Annotated in this window: 14 protein-coding genes and 1 tRNA gene; 8 read left to right on the forward strand and 7 right to left on the reverse strand. The window is 67.4% G+C overall.

Annotated elements, in window-relative coordinates:
• Positions 1-62: 62 nt before the first annotated feature.
• Positions 63-2,210, forward strand: a complete 2,148-nt coding sequence (locus C6Y53_RS13940) for a malate synthase G (RefSeq protein WP_106472977.1) — start codon at positions 63-65, stop codon at positions 2,208-2,210.
• A gap of 340 nt (positions 2,211-2,550) precedes the next feature.
• A complete protein-coding gene (locus C6Y53_RS13950; RefSeq protein ID WP_106472978.1) occupies positions 2,551-3,354 on the forward strand; it encodes a gamma-glutamyl-gamma-aminobutyrate hydrolase family protein in 804 nt (267 codons plus the stop codon).
• A gap of 5 nt (positions 3,355-3,359) precedes the next feature.
• On the opposite strand, the gene C6Y53_RS13955 is transcribed toward C6Y53_RS13950, so the two are convergent.
• Together C6Y53_RS13955 and C6Y53_RS13960 are read right to left on the reverse strand one after the other, a co-directional pair.
• Entirely contained in the window at positions 3,360-5,600 is a 2,241-nt protein-coding gene (locus C6Y53_RS13955; protein WP_106472979.1) for a xanthine dehydrogenase family protein molybdopterin-binding subunit, read from the reverse strand.
• A gap of 1 nt (position 5,601) precedes the next feature.
• Positions 5,602-6,066: a (2Fe-2S)-binding protein gene (locus C6Y53_RS13960; RefSeq protein ID WP_106474116.1), complete on the reverse strand. Its 465-nt coding sequence runs from the start codon at positions 6,064-6,066 to the stop codon at positions 5,602-5,604.
• Positions 6,067-6,161: 95 nt separating this feature from the next.
• On the opposite strand from C6Y53_RS13960, the gene C6Y53_RS13965 reads away from it, so the two are divergent.
• A complete protein-coding gene (locus C6Y53_RS13965) occupies positions 6,162-6,746 on the forward strand; it encodes a TetR/AcrR family transcriptional regulator (RefSeq protein WP_106472980.1) in 585 nt (194 codons plus the stop codon).
• A gap of 22 nt (positions 6,747-6,768) precedes the next feature.
• On the opposite strand, the gene kynA is transcribed toward C6Y53_RS13965, so the two are convergent.
• Together kynA and kynU are read right to left on the reverse strand one after the other, a co-directional pair.
• Complete coding sequence (kynA, locus tag C6Y53_RS13970; protein ID WP_106472981.1) at positions 6,769-7,617, reverse strand: tryptophan 2,3-dioxygenase; 849 nt, start codon at positions 7,615-7,617, stop codon at positions 6,769-6,771.
• A 147-nt stretch (positions 7,618-7,764) separates the two neighbouring features.
• Complete coding sequence (gene kynU, locus C6Y53_RS13975) at positions 7,765-8,958, reverse strand: kynureninase (RefSeq protein ID WP_106472982.1); 1,194 nt, start codon at positions 8,956-8,958, stop codon at positions 7,765-7,767.
• Positions 8,959-9,210: 252 nt separating this feature from the next.
• Here kynU and C6Y53_RS13980 point away from each other — a divergent pair, with 252 nt between their 5' ends.
• Positions 9,211-10,671, forward strand: a complete 1,461-nt coding sequence (locus tag C6Y53_RS13980; RefSeq protein ID WP_106472983.1) for a DEAD/DEAH box helicase — start codon at positions 9,211-9,213, stop codon at positions 10,669-10,671.
• Positions 10,672-10,750: 79 nt separating this feature from the next.
• Positions 10,751-10,824 (forward strand) — tRNA-Gly (locus tag C6Y53_RS13985).
• A gap of 76 nt (positions 10,825-10,900) precedes the next feature.
• Here the strand turns inward: C6Y53_RS13985 and C6Y53_RS13990 are convergent.
• Together C6Y53_RS13990 and C6Y53_RS13995 are read right to left on the reverse strand one after the other, a co-directional pair.
• Entirely contained in the window at positions 10,901-11,452 is a 552-nt protein-coding gene (locus C6Y53_RS13990; RefSeq protein ID WP_106472984.1) for a peptidylprolyl isomerase, read from the reverse strand.
• Positions 11,445-11,951, reverse strand: a complete 507-nt coding sequence (locus C6Y53_RS13995; RefSeq protein WP_106472985.1) for a peptidylprolyl isomerase — start codon at positions 11,949-11,951, stop codon at positions 11,445-11,447. The genes C6Y53_RS13990 and C6Y53_RS13995 overlap by 8 nt, the downstream gene beginning before the upstream one ends.
• 124 nt (positions 11,952-12,075) lie before the next feature.
• On the opposite strand from C6Y53_RS13995, the gene C6Y53_RS14000 reads away from it, so the two are divergent.
• Positions 12,076-13,266 (forward strand): phosphoglycerate kinase, encoded by a 1,191-nt coding sequence (locus C6Y53_RS14000; RefSeq protein ID WP_106472986.1) that lies wholly within the window; start codon positions 12,076-12,078, stop codon positions 13,264-13,266.
• A gap of 6 nt (positions 13,267-13,272) precedes the next feature.
• Here C6Y53_RS14000 and C6Y53_RS14005 read toward each other — a convergent pair whose 3' ends face one another.
• Positions 13,273-14,892 carry an acyl-CoA dehydrogenase family protein gene (locus C6Y53_RS14005; protein ID WP_106474117.1) on the reverse strand — a complete coding sequence of 540 codons (1,620 nt, stop codon included), beginning with the start codon at positions 14,890-14,892 and terminating at the stop codon, positions 13,273-13,275.
• A gap of 187 nt (positions 14,893-15,079) precedes the next feature.
• On the opposite strand from C6Y53_RS14005, the gene C6Y53_RS14010 reads away from it, so the two are divergent.
• Together C6Y53_RS14010 and pdhA are read left to right on the forward strand one after the other, a co-directional pair.
• Positions 15,080-15,379, forward strand: a complete 300-nt coding sequence (locus C6Y53_RS14010) for an FtsB family cell division protein (RefSeq protein ID WP_244614843.1) — start codon at positions 15,080-15,082, stop codon at positions 15,377-15,379.
• A 118-nt stretch (positions 15,380-15,497) separates the two neighbouring features.
• Positions 15,498-16,487 carry a pyruvate dehydrogenase (acetyl-transferring) E1 component subunit alpha gene (gene pdhA, locus C6Y53_RS14015; RefSeq protein WP_106472988.1) on the forward strand — a complete coding sequence of 330 codons (990 nt, stop codon included), beginning with the start codon at positions 15,498-15,500 and terminating at the stop codon, positions 16,485-16,487.
• Positions 16,488-16,491: the final 4 nt, after the last annotated feature.

Consider the following 16,491-nt stretch of genomic DNA (forward strand, 5'->3'; position numbering starts at 1 on the left):
TCGGAAACTTTGCCCCTAAACAGCCGGCATACCATTGCACACGAAATGACAGGAGACAGGTCATGGGCGGCAGACAGGAGCGGCACGGGCTGAAGGTTGCGGACGAACTGGTGCGTTTCATCGAGGCTGAGGCGTTGCCGGGCACCGATGTGCCGGCCGAGACGTTCTGGGCCGGCCTGTCAGTGCTCGTGCATGAGCTTGGCCCGAAGAACCGCGCCCTGCTGGACGAACGCGCCGCGATCCAGGCCCGTCTCGACGGCTGGCATCGCGACCGGCGTGGCCAGGCCCATGATGCGGACCGTGATGCGGCGGCCTATCGGGCCTTTCTCGCAGAAATCGGCTATCTGCTGCCCGAGGGCGAGGATTTCGCCATCGGCACCGAGAATGTCGACCCCGAGATTGCCACCGTGCCCGGCCCGCAGCTGGTGGTGCCGATCACCAATGCGCGTTTCGCGCTGAATGCGGCCAATGCCCGCTGGGGCAGTCTCTATGATGCGCTTTACGGCACCGATGCGCTGGGCGACCTGCCCGAACCGGGCGGCTACGATGCCGCGCGCGGCGCCCGCGTGATCGCCTGGGCCAAGTCGTTCCTTGACGAGGTCGCGCCGCTGGCCGGCGGCTCCTGGGCCGATGCCGGGGCGCTGCGCGTCGACGCCGGCGCGCTGGTTCCGGCGCTGGCCGATCCGGCGCAGTTCGCCGGCCATGGCGGCGATGCCGGCGCGCCCGCCTTCGTGCTGCTGAAGAACAACGGGCTGCATGTGCAGCTGGTGATCGACCGGCAGGGCACAATCGGCGCCGCCGATCCGGCGGGTATCAACGACATGCGGCTGGAATCGGCCATGTCCACGATCATGGACTGCGAGGATTCGGTGGCCGCGGTCGATGCCGCCGACAAGGTGCAGGCCTATGCCAACTGGCTCGGCCTGATGCGGGGCGACCTGTCCGAAGACGTGACCAAGGGCGGTGACACGTTCACCCGGAAACTGGCCGACGACCTGGCCTATACGGCCCCGGATGACAGGCCCGCCACGCTCAAGGGCCGGTCGCTGATGCTGGTGCGCAACGTGGGTCACCTGATGACCAACCCCGCCGTGCTGGATCGCGACGGCGCCGAGATCGGCGAGGGGCTGATGGATGCGCTGGTCACGACGCTGATCGCCATGCACGATCTCAAACGCGATGGCGGCAATTCGCGGCACGGCTCGGTCTATGTGGTCAAACCCAAGATGCACGGCCCCGCCGAAGTGGCCTTCGCAGTCGAGATCTTCGACCGGGTCGAGGACATTCTCGGTCTGCCGCGCAATACGGTGAAGCTGGGGATCATGGACGAGGAACGGCGCACCTCGGCGAACCTCAAGGCCTGTATCCGCGCCGCCAGGGACCGGGTGGCGTTCATCAATACCGGGTTCCTCGACCGCACCGGCGACGAGATCCACACCAGCATGGAGGCGGGGCCGATGCTGCCCAAGGGCGAGATGAAATCGACGCCCTGGATCGCCGCCTACGAGGATCGCAACGTGGATATCGGGCTGGCCTGCGGGCTGCGCGGGCGGGCGCAGATCGGCAAGGGCATGTGGGCGATGCCCGACCGGATGGGCGAGATGCTCGAAACCAAGATCGGCCACCCGATGGCCGGGGCGAACTGCGCCTGGGTGCCGTCGCCCACCGCCGCGACGCTGCATGCCACCCATTACCACCGGGTCGACGTGCTGGCCCGGCAGGACGAGATTGCCGCCGGCGGTGCGCGCGGCACGCTGGAGGATCTGCTGACCATCCCGGTGATGGAGGGCCGCAACCTGTCCGCGGAGGAGGTCACGCGCGAGGTCGAGAACAACGCGCAGGGTATCCTGGGCTATGTGGTGCGCTGGATCGACCAGGGTGTCGGCTGTTCCAAGGTGCCCGACATCAACGATGTGGGCCTGATGGAAGACCGCGCAACCTGCCGGATCTCGTCGCAGGCGCTGGCCAACTGGCTGCATCACGGCATCGTGGACGCGGACAATGTGATGGCGGCGATGAAGAAGATGGCCGCCGTGGTGGATCGCCAGAATGCCGGCGATCCGGCCTATCGCCCGATGGCGCCGGGATTCGACGGCATCGCCTTCCTCGCGGCCTGCGACCTGGTGTTCAAGGGGCGGGAGCAGCCATCGGGCTATACCGAACCGGTGCTGCATGCGCGCCGGCTGGAACTGAAGGCGGCGCAGGGCTGAACGGCCCCGCACCGGTGACAAAGGCGCCGCCGAGCTTCAGGTTGCGAACCGGTGCCGGCGAGACCGACACCGGTGCGATATTCACCGCATTGCGCGGCAAGCGCGGCATCGGTCGGCGCCACCACGGTCAACGGCCCATCGCCCTTCAGGGTTTCCGTCAGCTCGCCGGTGTCGATCGCGGCAGAGGTGGGGCGCTTGTGACGGTTCGACCTGGGGGCTGGGGGCTATCTGTGCGACATGGCACAGCCCCTTGCGCGCCCGGATGGGTGGCTCGATGGTTGTCGCTGCTGCGCGCTCACCTTATCGTGTGGTCCACAGGGAAAACGAACAGGCAAACCACATGGCGCGACCCATCGTCGGAATCATCGGTAACTCCTACCTGATCAACGATGAATATCCGACCCACGCGGGGGGCAAGATGAACTCGGCCGCCGTGGCCGAGGTGTCCGACTGCCTGCCGCTGCTGGTGCCGGCGGACCCGCGCTACATGAGCGTGTCCGAACTGCTCGAGGCCTGCGACGGGTTCGTGCTGACCGGCGGGCGGCCCAATGTGCATCCCGAGGAATATGGCGAACCGGTGACCGACGCGCATGGCGAGTTCGACCGCGCCCGCGACGCGATCGTGCTGCCGCTGGTGCGCGCCTGCGTCGAACGCGGTCAGCCGTTCCTGGGTATCTGCCGCGGTTTCCAGGAGGTCAACGTGGCCATGGGCGGGTCGCTCCATCCCGAGATCCGCGACCTTCCCGGGCGCGACAACCACCGGATGCCGCCCGATGGCTCGCTGGAAGAGAAATTTGCCCTGCGCCACCGGGTCCGGTTCTCCGAGGGCGGCCCGTTCCAGCGCCTGTTCGGCGCCTCCGAGGTGATGACCAACACGCTGCACGGGCAGGGGATCAAGCGGCCGGGCAGCGGTGTGGTGATCGACGGGCACGCGCCCGACGGCACGCCCGAGGCGATCTATATCGACGGCGCCCCCGGTTTCACCCTGTCGGTGCAGTGGCACCCGGAATGGAACGCGGCCACCGACCCGGTGTCGCGCCCGCTATTCGTGGCCTTCGGCGATGCCGTGCGACGCTGGGCGGCGGGCACCGCGTCAGCCTCTGCGGGGTCTGCGGGATCTGCGGGCCAGTTGCACAGCGTCTGACCCGCTCAGGCCAGCAGGTCGAATTCGTGCATCAGCGGCAGCGACCGGGCGCGTTTGCCGGTGAGATCGAAGATGGCGTTGGCCAGCGCCGACATGCCCGGCGGCGTGCCGGGTTCGCCGACGCCGCCCATATGGGCGTTGGTTTCCAGCACCCGCACCTCGACCTTGGGCGCATTGTGCATCCGCAGCGCGTCGTAATCGGGAAAATTCAGTTGGTCCACCGCGCCGTCGGTAAAGGTGATTTCACCGAAACAGGCCGCTGACAGGCCAAAGATCAGCCCGCCGAACATCTGCGCCTCGATGATCGACGGATCGAGCGCGGTGCCCACGTCGCAGGCCATCCAGGCGCGGTCGATGCGGATGCCGCTATCCTCGTCCTTGACCTCGATCACCGTGGCGACGGGCGTGCCGAAGCAAAAGCAGAACCCGACGCCGCGGCCCACCCCGTCGGGCGTCTGGCCGGTCCAGCCCGACATCTCGCGCACCGCGGCCAGCGTCCCGGCGGAAGGCGCGTGTTCGTCCTTCATCATCGCATGGCGGAACTCCAGCGGGTCGGCCCCGGCGGCATGGGCCATCTCGTCGAGGAAGCTGTCGAACATGAAGGCGTTGAAGGACGACCCGACCGAGCGCCAGAACCCGACCGGAAGATCGAGATCGGCGAGATAGGCCCGCAGCCGGTAACTGGGGATCGCATAGGGCTGGTCGAACGCGCCTTCGACGCTGGACTTGTCCGGGCCGCCCGGCTCCATGCCCATCATCCGGCCACCGGCCTGCCGGCCGACCGATTGCGTCGCCACCTGCCCGTCGAGCATCACCGCGCGCCCGTCCCTGACCGCGCCGCGATAGCGGGCCATGGCGATCGGGCGATAGAAATCGTGGGTCATGTCCTCTTCGCGCGGCCAGGTGAGCTTGACCGGCGTGCCGGGCATCGCCTTGGCCAGCCGGGCGGCGTGAACCACGAAATCATATTCGTTGCGCCGGCCGAAGCCGCCCCCCATGAGCGTCGTGTAGACGGTGACCTGTCCGGGGGTCAGCCCGACCTCGGTGGCGGCCTTGTCGCGGGCGATGATCGGCGCCTGGGTGCCGGCCCAGATGGTCAGGCTGTCCCCGGTATAGAGCGCGGTGGCGTTCATCGGCTCCATCGTGGCATGGGCCAGATAGGGCATGTGATACTCTTCCTCGACCAGAGTGGCGCCCTCGGGCACCGTGTCGGCATCGCCGTCGCTGCGCATCTCCGAATTGGCCTCGCCGTCAAGGGCGGCCGCCAGCCGCGCCGAGATATCGGCCATGGTCGCGGGATGCGGGCTGGGCGCCCAGTCCACTTCGACCGCCTCGGCGGCCTGCATGGCCAGCCAGGTGTTCGAAGCGACAACGGCGATGCCGTCGCCCATGTCCACCACCCGGTCGACGCCGGGCATGGTCTCGGCGGCACCGGCGTCAAAGCCGGTCATGCCGCCGCCCAGATACGGGCTCCGCCGCAGGGCGGCGAATTTCAGCCCCTCGGGGCGCACGTCGATCGAAAAGACCGCCGTTCCGGTGGATTTGCCCACCATGTCCACCCGCGGCATGGATTTGCCGAGATATTTCCAGTCGCTGGACGGGCGCAGGCCTACCTTTGGCGGGTCGATGCCCGCCGCCTCGGGGGCTAGGTCGACATAGGCCAGTTCGGTGCCGTCGGGCGCGATCACCCGGCCGTTTTCGGTCTTCAGCGAGGCCCGCGCCACGCCCAGCCGTTTCGCGGCGGCTTCCTTCAGCGTTTCACGGGCGCTGGCACCGGCATGGCGCATCTTTTTGAACCCGTCGATCATCGCGGTCGATCCGCCGGTGATCTGCAGGCTCATCGCCTTGCCCACCACCCCGAGCCCGCCGCCGATCCTGCGCTGGAGATCGGTCAGCCGGTATTCGGGATAGGGCAGCAGCGCCGCCCCGATGGCGCCGTTGTAATAGGCTTGCGCCGGCGGGCCGTGCAGCACCCGGATTTCTTCCCAGGCCACGTCCAGTTCCTCGGCCACCAGTGCGGCGAGCGTGGTGCGGGTGCCCTGGCCCATCTCGGCGCGCGGGGCGATGATGGTCACCCCCTGCCGGTCGATCAGGACATAGGGGTTCAGCGTCGCCTCGCCGTCGCGCGGGCTCAGCGGGTTGGCGACACCCTTTTTCGCGTAATAGACGCCAAAGGCCACACCGCCGGCGATGGCGGCGGTTCCGATCAGAAAGCTGCGGCGGGCGATCGTGCCGATACGGGACATGTCAGGCTCCTTTCATCGCGGCGGCGGCGTCATGGATGGCGGCGCGGATACGCGGATAGGTGCCGCAGCGGCACAGGTTGCCCTGCATCGCCGCGTCGATCTCGGCGTCGCTGGGGGCGGGGTTGCGTGCCAACAGGTCGGCGGCCTGCATGATCTGGCCCGACTGGCAGTATCCGCACTGGGCCACCTGGTGTTTCACCCAGGCCGCCTGGATCGCATGCAGCGCGTCGGGGCCGCCCAGCCCCTCGATCGTCGTCACCTCGCCGTCGACATCGTCCAGCGCCAGCTGGCAGGAGCGCACGGCCACGCCGTTCACATGCACGGTGCAGGCGCCGCAGGCGGCGACGCCGCATCCGAACTTGGTGCCGGTCAGCCCGATCTCGTCACGCAGCACCCACAGCAGGGGCACCTCGCCGGGCAGATCGACCTCGTGGGTCTCGCCGTTGATCCTGAGCGTGGTGGTCATGGCATGGGTCTCCTCATCGCAGCCTCTGACAAAATCGCCCAATAGTGTCAGTATGTCAATTGACAATATTTGTATTTGATGTCAGCACGTCAGGCATGGATGTGGAATTCGGTGATCAGGCCGCGCATGATCCGGCGGCCCGTGACAAGCAGGCGGCGATTCTCGACGCGGCGCTTGCCGTGTTCGCCCGCTACGGGTTCCGTCGCACCGCGATGGCCGACATTGCCCGCGAGGCGGGCATGTCGCGTGCCGCGCTCTACCTGCATTACCGCAACAAGGAAGACATCTTCCGGTCGCTGTCTGCCGCCTTCTACGACCGGGCGGCGCAGGACGTGGCGGCGGCGCTCGAGGCGGAGGGCCCGGCGGACGCGGTGCTGTGCGCCGCCTTCGAGGCCTATGGCGGGGCCGCGTTCGTGGCGCTGCTGTCGTCGCCCCATGGCGAAGAGCTGCTTGATACCAAGGCAAATTCGGCCGCCGATATCGCCCGTGAGGGCGAGGCGCGGATCGTCGGATTGTTCGCGCAATGGCTCGAACGGCGGGGGGTGGACGACCCGGCCGAAACCGCCGTTGTCATCCTGGCCGCCAAGCACGGGCTGAAATCCATCATCACGTCGCCGCAGGATTACCGGGCCAAGCTGTCACGCCTGGCCCGGCTGATCGGGAACGGGCTGGGCGGCTGAGGCGCCAGCCGCCTGCGCGGGCCTAGAGCTCGGTGCGCAGGTGCCAGAGTTCGGGGAACAGCTCGACCGCCAGCATCCGTTTCAGATAGCTCACCCCGCCGGTGCCGCCGGTGCCGCGCTTGAAGCCGATCACGCGTTCGACGGTCGTGACATGGTTGAAACGCCAGCGGCGGAAATAGTCCTCGAGATCCACCAGTTTTTCCGCCAGTTCATACAGCGTCCAGTGGTCCTGCGGCGCGCGATAGACCTGCGTCCAAGCCGCCGCCACCCCGGCGTTTTCCTCGTGCGGCAACTCGGGCGCGCGCGACAGCACCGCGTCGGGCAGGGCAATCTCGGCATGCAGCTGCCGCAACGCAACGTCATAGAGCGACGGTTTCTGCAACTCGGCCTCGAGCAGCGCCAGGACCTGCGGCTTGTGCGCATGGGGGCGCAGCATCGCGCGGTTGCGATTGCCCAGCATGAATTCGATCTGGCGATACTGGTGGGACTGGAAGCCCGAGCTTTGTCCCAGCTTGTCGCGAAAGGCGGTGTAGTCGCTGGGCGTCATCGTGCGCAGAACGTCCCAGGCATTGTTGAGCTGTTCGAAGATGCGGGCCACGCGGGCGAGCATCTTGAAGGCCGGGCGCGCCTGGCCCGAGATCAGCGTATCGCGGGCCGCGTCCAGTTCGTGGATCACCTGCCGCATCCAAAGCTCGGATGTCTGGTGCTGGATGATGAACAGCATCTCGTCATGGGTGTCGCTGCAGGGTTCCTGCGCGGTCAGCAGCGCGTCGAGATGCAGGTAGTCGCCATAGGACATAAGCCCGTCGAAATCCATCTGGGCGCCATCGTCGGCGGGATCATAGCGGGCGGTATCTTTGGGTTGGGTCATGTCGTGTCCTTTCCTCGGTATCAGTCTGGCAAGGGAAAAGGTCACGTCTCCGGTTCAGGTTGCCCGCCAGCGCGATGCGGCGCCACAGCGCGATCCAGCCGGCGGGCCGGCACAGGGGCGGCAGGGCGCTGGCGGGCAGGTGGCGGATCATGTCACCGCCGCGCGGGTCTTGTATTCGGGCCTGTCCCACAGCCGGTTGCCCATCACGTCCGACAGGATCGCAACCGCCTGCCGCACGTCGCCTTCGTCGATGTAGAGCGGGGCAAACCCGAACCGCATGATGTCGGGGGCGCGGAAATCGCCGATCACGCCGCGCGCGATCAGCGCCTGCATCGCGGCATAGCCATCGGCAAAGCGGAACGACACCTGGCTGCCGCGCCGGTCAGCCGCGCGCGGGCTGGCGAGGGTCAGCATCGGGCAGGCGGCCTCGACCTCATCGATGAACAGGCTGGTCAGTTCCACCGATCTGCGCCGCAGCGCCGCCATGTCCACGCCGTCCCAGATATCCAGCGCCGCATCGAGCGCGGCCATCGCCAGCACCGGGGGCGTGCCGACGCGCATCCGTTCGATCCCGGCATGCGGGCGATAGGTCTGTTCGAAGGCAAAGGGCGCGTCATGGCCCAGCCAGCCGGCCAGCGCGGGCCGGGCGGTGTCGGCGTGGCGCGGGGCAACATAGATGAAGGCGGGCGAGCCGGGGCCGCCATTGAGGTATTTATAGGTGCAGCCGACCGCGAAATCGGCGTTGCAAGCGGCGAGCTTCACCTCGGTTGCGCCGGCGGTATGGGCCAGGTCCCAGACCGTCACCACCCCGTGCGCATGGGCCTTTTCGGTCAGCGCCTTCATGTCATGCAGCCGCCCGGTGCCGTAGTCGACCTCGGTGATCATCAGCACCGCCACCTCGTCGGTGATCGCGGCCTCCACGTCCTCGGGCGCGACCGTGCGCAGCTCGTGCCCCTGTTTCAGCGAACCGATCAGCCCCTCGGCTATGTAGAGATCGGAGGGGAAATTGCCGGTATCCGACAGGATCACCTTGCGGTCCGGGTTCATCTCGAGCGCCGCCGCCAGCGCCTGGTAGACCTTGATCGACAGCGTGTCGCCGACGACCACATGGCCCGGTTCGGCCCCGATCAGCCGCGCGATGCGGTCGCCGAGCGCGACCGATCTGGCCATCCAGCCCGCCTTGTTCCAGCCGGTGATCAGCAGCTTGCCCCATTCCTCGACCATCACGCCGTCCATCCGGCCCGGCGCGCTGCGGGGCAGGGGGCCCAGCGAATTGCCATCCAGATAGATCACGCCGTCGGGCAGATCGAACATGCCCCGCGTTGCTGCAAAATCGGTCACGGCAGGCTCTCCCGAGATATTTCAAGCATAAAGTATTTGCCTTTGCTCTAGCGTTTCGGGTGCGTTTTGTCGAGTCCGGCCGGCGGCAGGGCAACACTTGCGCAGCCATGGTCCCGCATGGCGTTTGACGCAATGTGCATGATTTGCTAAGTCGCAGCCCAGAGCCACCATGCGCAGGTTGCGCAGGACCATCCGGGTCCGGCTCGTTCAGCCGCGCGGGCCGTGATCAGTGTCCGCAACAATCGGACACATATGACGAAATTCAGCGATCTCGACCTGAACCCCAAGGTCCTCAAGGCCATTGACGAGGCCGGCTATGAAACCCCCACGCCGATCCAGGCCGGTGCGATTCCCCCCGCCCTGCAAGGGCGCGATGTCCTGGGCATCGCGCAGACCGGCACCGGCAAGACCGCCAGCTTCACGCTGCCGATGATCACCGCGCTGGCCCGCGGCCGTGCGCGTGCGCGGATGCCGCGCAGCCTGGTGCTGTGCCCCACGCGTGAACTGGCCGCGCAGGTGGCCGAAAATTTCGACACCTATGCCAAGCATGTGAAACTGACCAAGGCGCTGCTGATCGGCGGCGTGTCGTTCAAGGAACAGGACGCGCTGATCGACCGTGGTGTCGATGTCCTGATCGCCACGCCGGGCCGGCTGCTGGATCATTTCGAGCGCGGCAAACTGTTGCTGACCGGCGTGCAGATCATGGTCGTGGACGAAGCCGACCGGATGCTCGACATGGGGTTCATCCCCGATATCGAACGCATCTTCTCGCTGACGCCGTTCACCCGGCAGACGCTGTTCTTCTCGGCCACCATGGCGCCCGAGATCGAGCGGATCACCAATACATTCCTGTCCAACCCGGAACGGATCGAGGTGGCCCGGCAGGCCACCACCGGCGAAAACATCGCCCAGGGCGTCGTGCTGTTCAAGGCCAGCCGCCGCGACCGCGAAGGCAGCGAAAAGCGCAAGCTGCTGCGCGCCCTGATCGAGGAAGAGGGCGACAAATGCACCAACGCGATCATCTTCTGCAACCGCAAGACGGATGTGGATATCGTCGCCAAGTCGCTGAAGAAATACGGCTATGACGCCGCGCCGATCCATGGCGACCTGGATCAGAGCCAGCGCACCCGCACCCTGGACGGGTTTCGCGACGGGTCACTGCGGATCCTGGTGGCCTCGGACGTGGCCGCGCGCGGGCTGGACGTGCCCAGCGTCAGCCATGTGTTCAACTACGATGTGCCCGGCCATGCCGAGGATTATGTGCATCGCATCGGCCGCACCGGCCGCGCGGGCCGCGACGGCACGGCGCTGACCATCTGCACGCCGCGCGACGAAAAAGCGCTGGATGCGGTGGAACGGCTGGTTCAGAAGGAAATCCCGCGCCGCGACAACCCGCTGAAATCGGCGGCCGATGACGTGGCGGCGAAATCCGATGCGGATGACGACGCCTCCGGGGACAAGCCAGCCAGGAAAAAATCGGCCAGGGACAAGCCGGCCAGAGAAAAGCCGGCCAGGGAAAAGCCAGCGAAGAGCAAGGCGGCGGATGACGCCGAAACCCCGCAGCAGGCCGACAGCCCCGAGAAACCCGCGCGGTCGAAACCGCGGCACGATCGCCAGGGAGATGGCAAGGGCGGCGGCAAGGGCGTGGTCGGCATGGGCGATCACCTGCCCAGCTTCATCGCGCTCAGCTTCGACGAACGCCGCACCGGCTAGCGGCGGGCCAAAACGCGGCACCGCGGGGCGCGAAACAGTCTTGTAACCCGCCGCATGGCCAAGTATGCAAAGCGGCGCGGCGGGTATGATGTAATGGTAGCCTGTCAGCTTCCCAAGCTGAACGCGCGGGTTCGATTCCCGCTACCCGCTCCAATCCGACATATCGAATCGACAGGGTCAGGCCGATCTGGGGCAGGGGCGGCCCGGCGCGGTGCGCCGGGTCACTGGGTCAGTCGGTCACGGTGACCTTTTTCATCACGTCGGGGCTGGCGGTGACGAAGGCGCCGTTCGCGCCGTCGCCGCGGGTGATCGCGTCGATCACCTCCATGCCCGATGTTACCTTGCCCACCACGGTGTACATCCCGTTCAGATGCGGGGCCGGGGCAAACATGATGAAGAACTGGCTGTTGGCGCTGTCGACGCTGCGCGACCGGGCCATGCCGACCACGCCGCGCTCAAAATCCAGGTCCGAGAACTCGGCCTTCAGGTTGGCGCCGTCCGACCCGCCGGTGCCGGCGCGGCTCAGGTCGCCGCCCTCGCGGCCGTGTTTGACATCGCCGGTCTGGGCCATGAACCCGTCGATGACGCGGTGGAACACGACCCCGTCATAGGCGCCCGATCGCGCCAGTTCGGCGATCCGCGCGACATGGCCCGGCGCCACGTCATCGGCGAGGTCGATCACGACAGTGCCGTTGGCGCCGTCGCCCGCGACCTCGATCTCGAGCCCCGTGGCCAGCGCCGGGCCGGCCAGCAGGGCGAACAGTGCGGCCAGCTTACGCATCGGCGGCAACCTTGACCGAAACCATCCGGTCCGGTTCCGCGGGCGGCTCGCCACGGGTGATCGCATCGACATGCTCCATCCCGGAAACCACGCGGCCATAGACGGTGTATTGGCCGTTCAGGAAATGGTTGTCCTTGAAGTTGATGAAGAACTGCGAATTGGCGCTGTCGGGATTGGCCGACCGGGCGGCGCCCAGCGTGCCGCGATCATGCGGCAGTTTCGAGAACTCCGCCGGCAGGTCGGGATGGTCGGACCCGCCGGTCCCGGCCATGCGCAGGTTGAAGCCGTCTTCCATATTGCCGTTCTTCACGTCGCCGGTCTGGGCCATGAAGCCGTCGATCACGCGGTGAAAGCACACGTTGTCATAGGCGCCCGACCGCGCGAGCTCTTTCATCCGCTCGACATGCCGGGGCGCGACGTCGGGCAGCAGCTCGATGGTGACGGTGCCGTCCTTGAGTTCCATCAGGATGGTGTTTTCGGGATCTTTGATCTCGGCCATGGTGGCCTCCTGTTCCTTGGGTCGGACCCGTTCCTAAGGCGCGCGGGACCGAATGCCAAGAGAGCCATTGACGCCATGCGGCCGGGTAGGGGAAAAGCCCCCATCGTTGAGAAGAGGGCGCGACATGGGCTGGAAGACGCTGGACGACATGGAGCTTGCGGGCAAGCGGGTGCTGGTGCGGGTGGATATCAACGTTCCGGTGCAGGACGGCGCCGTGACCGACGATACGCGCATCCGGCGGGTCGCGCCGACCGTGGCGGATATCCTGGCGCGTGGCGGCCGGCCGATCCTGCTGGCGCATTTCGGCCGGCCCAAGGGGCGGCATGTGCCCGCGATGTCGCTGCGGCCGCTGGTCCCGGCGCTGGAACAGGCATTCGGCGTGCCGGTGATGTTCTGCGCCGACAGCCGGGGCCCGGCGGCACAGGCCGCATCCGACGCCCTGCCCGACGGCCAGGTGCTGCTGCTGGAAAACACCCGGTTCCATCCCGGCGAGGAAAAGAACGATCCCGCGCTGGCGGCCGAGATGGCCGGGCTGGGCGACATCTACTGCAACGACGCGTTTTCCGCCGCCCATCGCGCCCACGCCTCGACAGAAGGGCTGGCGCGGCTGCTGCCCGCCTGCGCCGGTCGGCTGATGCAGGCGGAACTGTCGGCGCTGGATGCCGCGCTGGGCGACCCGGTGCGCCCGCTGATGGCGGTGGTCGGCGGAGCCAAGGTGTCGACCAAGCTGGACCTGCTGGGCAACCTGGTCGAGAAGGTGGACATCCTCGCGATCGGCGGCGGCATGGCCAACACCTTTCTGGCCGCCAGGGGTGTCGAGGTCGGCACCTCGCTGTGCGAACATGACATGGCGGGCACCGCGCGCGACATTCTCGCCAAGGCGGAAACCACCGGCTGCCGGGTGATGCTGCCCGTGGACGTGGTGGTGGCGCGTGAATTCCGCGAAGGCGCCCCGCAAGAGGTGGTGCCGGCCGATGCCTGCCCGGCCGATGCGATGATCCTCGATGCCGGGCCGGAAACGGTGGCCGAGGTGAACGAGGCGCTGACCGAGGCAAGAACGCTGATCTGGAACGGCCCGCTGGGGGCATTCGAAATCTCGCCCTTCGACGCGGCCACGATCGCGACCGCGCAGAAGGCCGCCGCGCGCACGTTGCATGGCGGGCTGGTGTCGGTGGCGGGCGGCGGCGACACGGTGGCGGCGCTGAACCACGCCGCCGTGGCCGATGAATTCACCTATGTCTCGACCGCGGGCGGCGCGTTCCTTGAGTGGATGGAAGGCAAGACCCTGCCCGGCGTGGCCGCGCTGCTGGGCTGAGACGTCTCACCCCAGCCGCGCCAGGATCGCATCGGTGTCGATATCCGCGACCGAGCCGGGCAGCGACCCGCGGTCCCCCGCAATCCGGCCGGTCACATAACCTTCGGCGACCGGCGCGGGGGCGTGCCGGATCAGCGATGCGGCGGTCAGCAGGGTGGCGAGGCTTTCCGCATACCAGCGGGCCTGCGCCTCGGGCGGCAACCCCGGCCAGCGGGCGCGGTGGGCCTCCAGCGCCGCGTCATACCTGCGGTCGCCGCCGCGCGCCTCGTCCAGCACCGCCGCCAATACCTCGCCGGCGCGGGGCTCGCGCGCCAGCGTGCGCAGGATGTCCAGGCAGATCACGTTGCCGGACCCTTCCCAGATCCCGTTCAGCGGCGCCTCGCGGTAGAGCATCGGCATTGGCGTTTCCTCGACATAGCCCATGCCGCCCAGCACCTCCATCGCCTCGCCGATGACGGGGATGCAGCGCTTGTTGCCCAGATACTTGGCCAGCGCCACGCCGATCCGGGCCAGCGCCCGGCTGTCGTCATCCGCCCGGTCGAAGGCGGCGGCCATCATCAGCCCCAGCGCCAGCGTGCCCTCGGTATCGAGCGCCAGGTCGGCCAGCACCGCCCGCATCAGCGGCTGGTCGATCAGCCGCCGCTGAAACGCGCTGCGCCCCTGCACCCACCAATGGGCCTCGGTGATCGCCGCGCGCATCAGCCCCGCCGGCGCCATCGCCGTATCCAGCCGCGTGTGGTGGACCATCTCGATGATGGTGCGCACGCCCGCGCCCTCGTCGCCCAGCCGGTAGGCCAGCGCATCGACATATTCGATCTCGGACGAGGCGTTGGCCTGGTTGCCCAGCTTGTCCTTGAGCCGTTGCAGGCGGATGCCGTTGCGCTCGCCCTCGAGCCAGCGCGGCACGAGGAAACAGGTCAATCCGCCGGGGGCCTGCGCCAGTGTCAGGAACCCGTCCGACATCGGCGCCGAGCAGAACCATTTATGCCCGGTCAGGCGGTAATGATCGCCGTCGGGCAGGGCGCGGGTGGTGTTGGCGCGCACGTCCGAACCGCCCTGTTTCTCGGTCATCGCCATGCCCAGCGTCGCGCCCGCCTTGTGCGCGACGGGGCGCAGTGACGGATCATAGCTGCGCGACAGCAGCTTGGGCCGCCAGTCCGCGCTCAGCCTGTCATCCGCGGCCAGCGCCGGTATCGCGGCGTAGGTCATGGTCATGGGACAGCACACGCCCGGTTCGACCTGCGCCAGCATGTAGACCTGCGCGGCATGGGTGACGTGACCGCCCGGCCGGCCCTCCCACGCGACCGACGCGTAGCCGCAGGATTTGGCCACGTCCATCATCCGGTGATAGCCGGGATTGAACGCAACCTCGTCCAGCCGGCGCCCGGCGCGGTCGAACAGCTGCAGGCGCGGCGGGTCGCGGCGGGCCTCGGCGGCGGCCTCGAACTGCTCGGCCGCGCCATAGCTGGCACCGGCCATTGCGAGGCTGGACAGCTGTGCGCCGTGGGCGGTCGCGTGATCCTGCAGCATCAGGTCCTCGGACCAGAGATCGCGGCCGGCGCGCGGGACGGGCTGGTTCGCCACGTCATGGGTGCCCAACTCGATGCGGGGTGCGGATACGGGCATGGTCATGGGGGCTCCTCCTTTGGGCCCAGGATAGCGTGCCGCTGGCCGATGCGTCAGCCGGTCGTGGCGTCACGAACACAGCTTACGCCGCGTCGGCGGGACGCGGCAGCCGGGGATTCACAATGCCGGGCGGCTGTGCCAATATGCGATCAACGCCCGGCAAGCGGCGACAATGAGGCAAGGCAGAGTGACCCGTACCAGACGTGCCGGCATCGGCACCTTGATCTATTTCGCGACCACATTTGCGCTGTGTGTCTATTTCACCTTCGCCGCCGTGCAGGGAGATTTCGGACTGTTCCGGCGGGTCGAGCTGGCGGCCGAAACCAAGGCGCTGGGCGCGGAACGCGACCGCCTGAACGAAGACATCGCGCGGATCGAGAACCTGACCCGGCGGTTGTCCGACGACTATCTCGATCTCGACCTGCTCGACCAGCAGGCACGCGAGGTGCTGGGCCTGCTGCGCGCCGACGAGATCGTGATCCGCTGAGCCCGGCGCGATCCGGGCCGGCGACCCGGCGTCACAATTTCCACTCGCAACCGTGGCCGATTTCCGCTATTAGATAGTTTAACGCTAAACTATCTTTTCCAGAAGGGGATCGACACGCATGGCTGCCCGGAAAAGCGCAAAGAAACCAAACATTTCCGCAGATGAGCTCAAGACCTACTACCGCGAGATGCTGCTGATCCGCCGATTCGAGGAAAAGGCCGGGCAACTCTATGGCATGGGGCTGATCGGCGGTTTCTGTCACCTCTATATCGGGCAGGAGGCCGTCGTGGTCGGGCTCGAGGCCGCCGCCGAGGAAGGCGACAAGCGCATCACCTCCTACCGGGATCACGGCCACATGCTGGCCTGCGGCATGGATGCCGGCGGGGTCATGGCGGAACTGACCGGGCGCGAGGGCGGTTATTCCAAGGGCAAGGGCGGCTCGATGCACATGTTCTCGAAAGAGAAGCATTTCTACGGCGGCCACGGCATCGTCGGCGCGCAGGTGCCGCTGGGGGCGGGGCTTGCCTTTGCCGACAAGTATCTGGGCAACGGCCGGGTCACGTTCACCTATTTCGGCGACGGCGCCTCGAACCAGGGTCAGGTCTACGAGACCTTCAACATGGCCGCGCTGTGGGACCTGCCGGTGGTGTTCGTGATCGAGAACAACCAGTACGCGATGGGAACGGCGCAGAAACGGTCCACCTCGACGCCGGACATCTACACCCGTGGCGAGGCGTTCGGCATTCCCGGCGAAACCGTCGACGGCATGGACGTGCTGGCGGTCAAGGCGGCGGGCGAGAAGGCGGTGGCGCATTGCCGCGCGGGCAAGGGGCCCTATATCCTCGAGATCAAGACCTACCGCTATCGCGGCCACTCGATGTCCGACCCGGCCAAGTACCGCACCCGCGAAGAGGTGCAGAAGATGCGAGAGGAGCGCGACCCGATCGAACATGTGCGGCAGATGCTGCTGACCGGAAAGCACGCGACCGAGGACGATCTCAAGGCCATCGACAAGGAGATAAAGGACGTGGTGAATTCCGCCGCCGATTTCGCCAAGGAAAGCCCCGAGCCGTCCGTGGACGAACTCTGGACCGACATCTACGCCTGAGGGG

This window comes from Pukyongiella litopenaei, from assembly GCF_003008555.2.
Taxonomy (GTDB): Bacteria; Pseudomonadota; Alphaproteobacteria; order Rhodobacterales; family Rhodobacteraceae; genus Pukyongiella; species Pukyongiella litopenaei.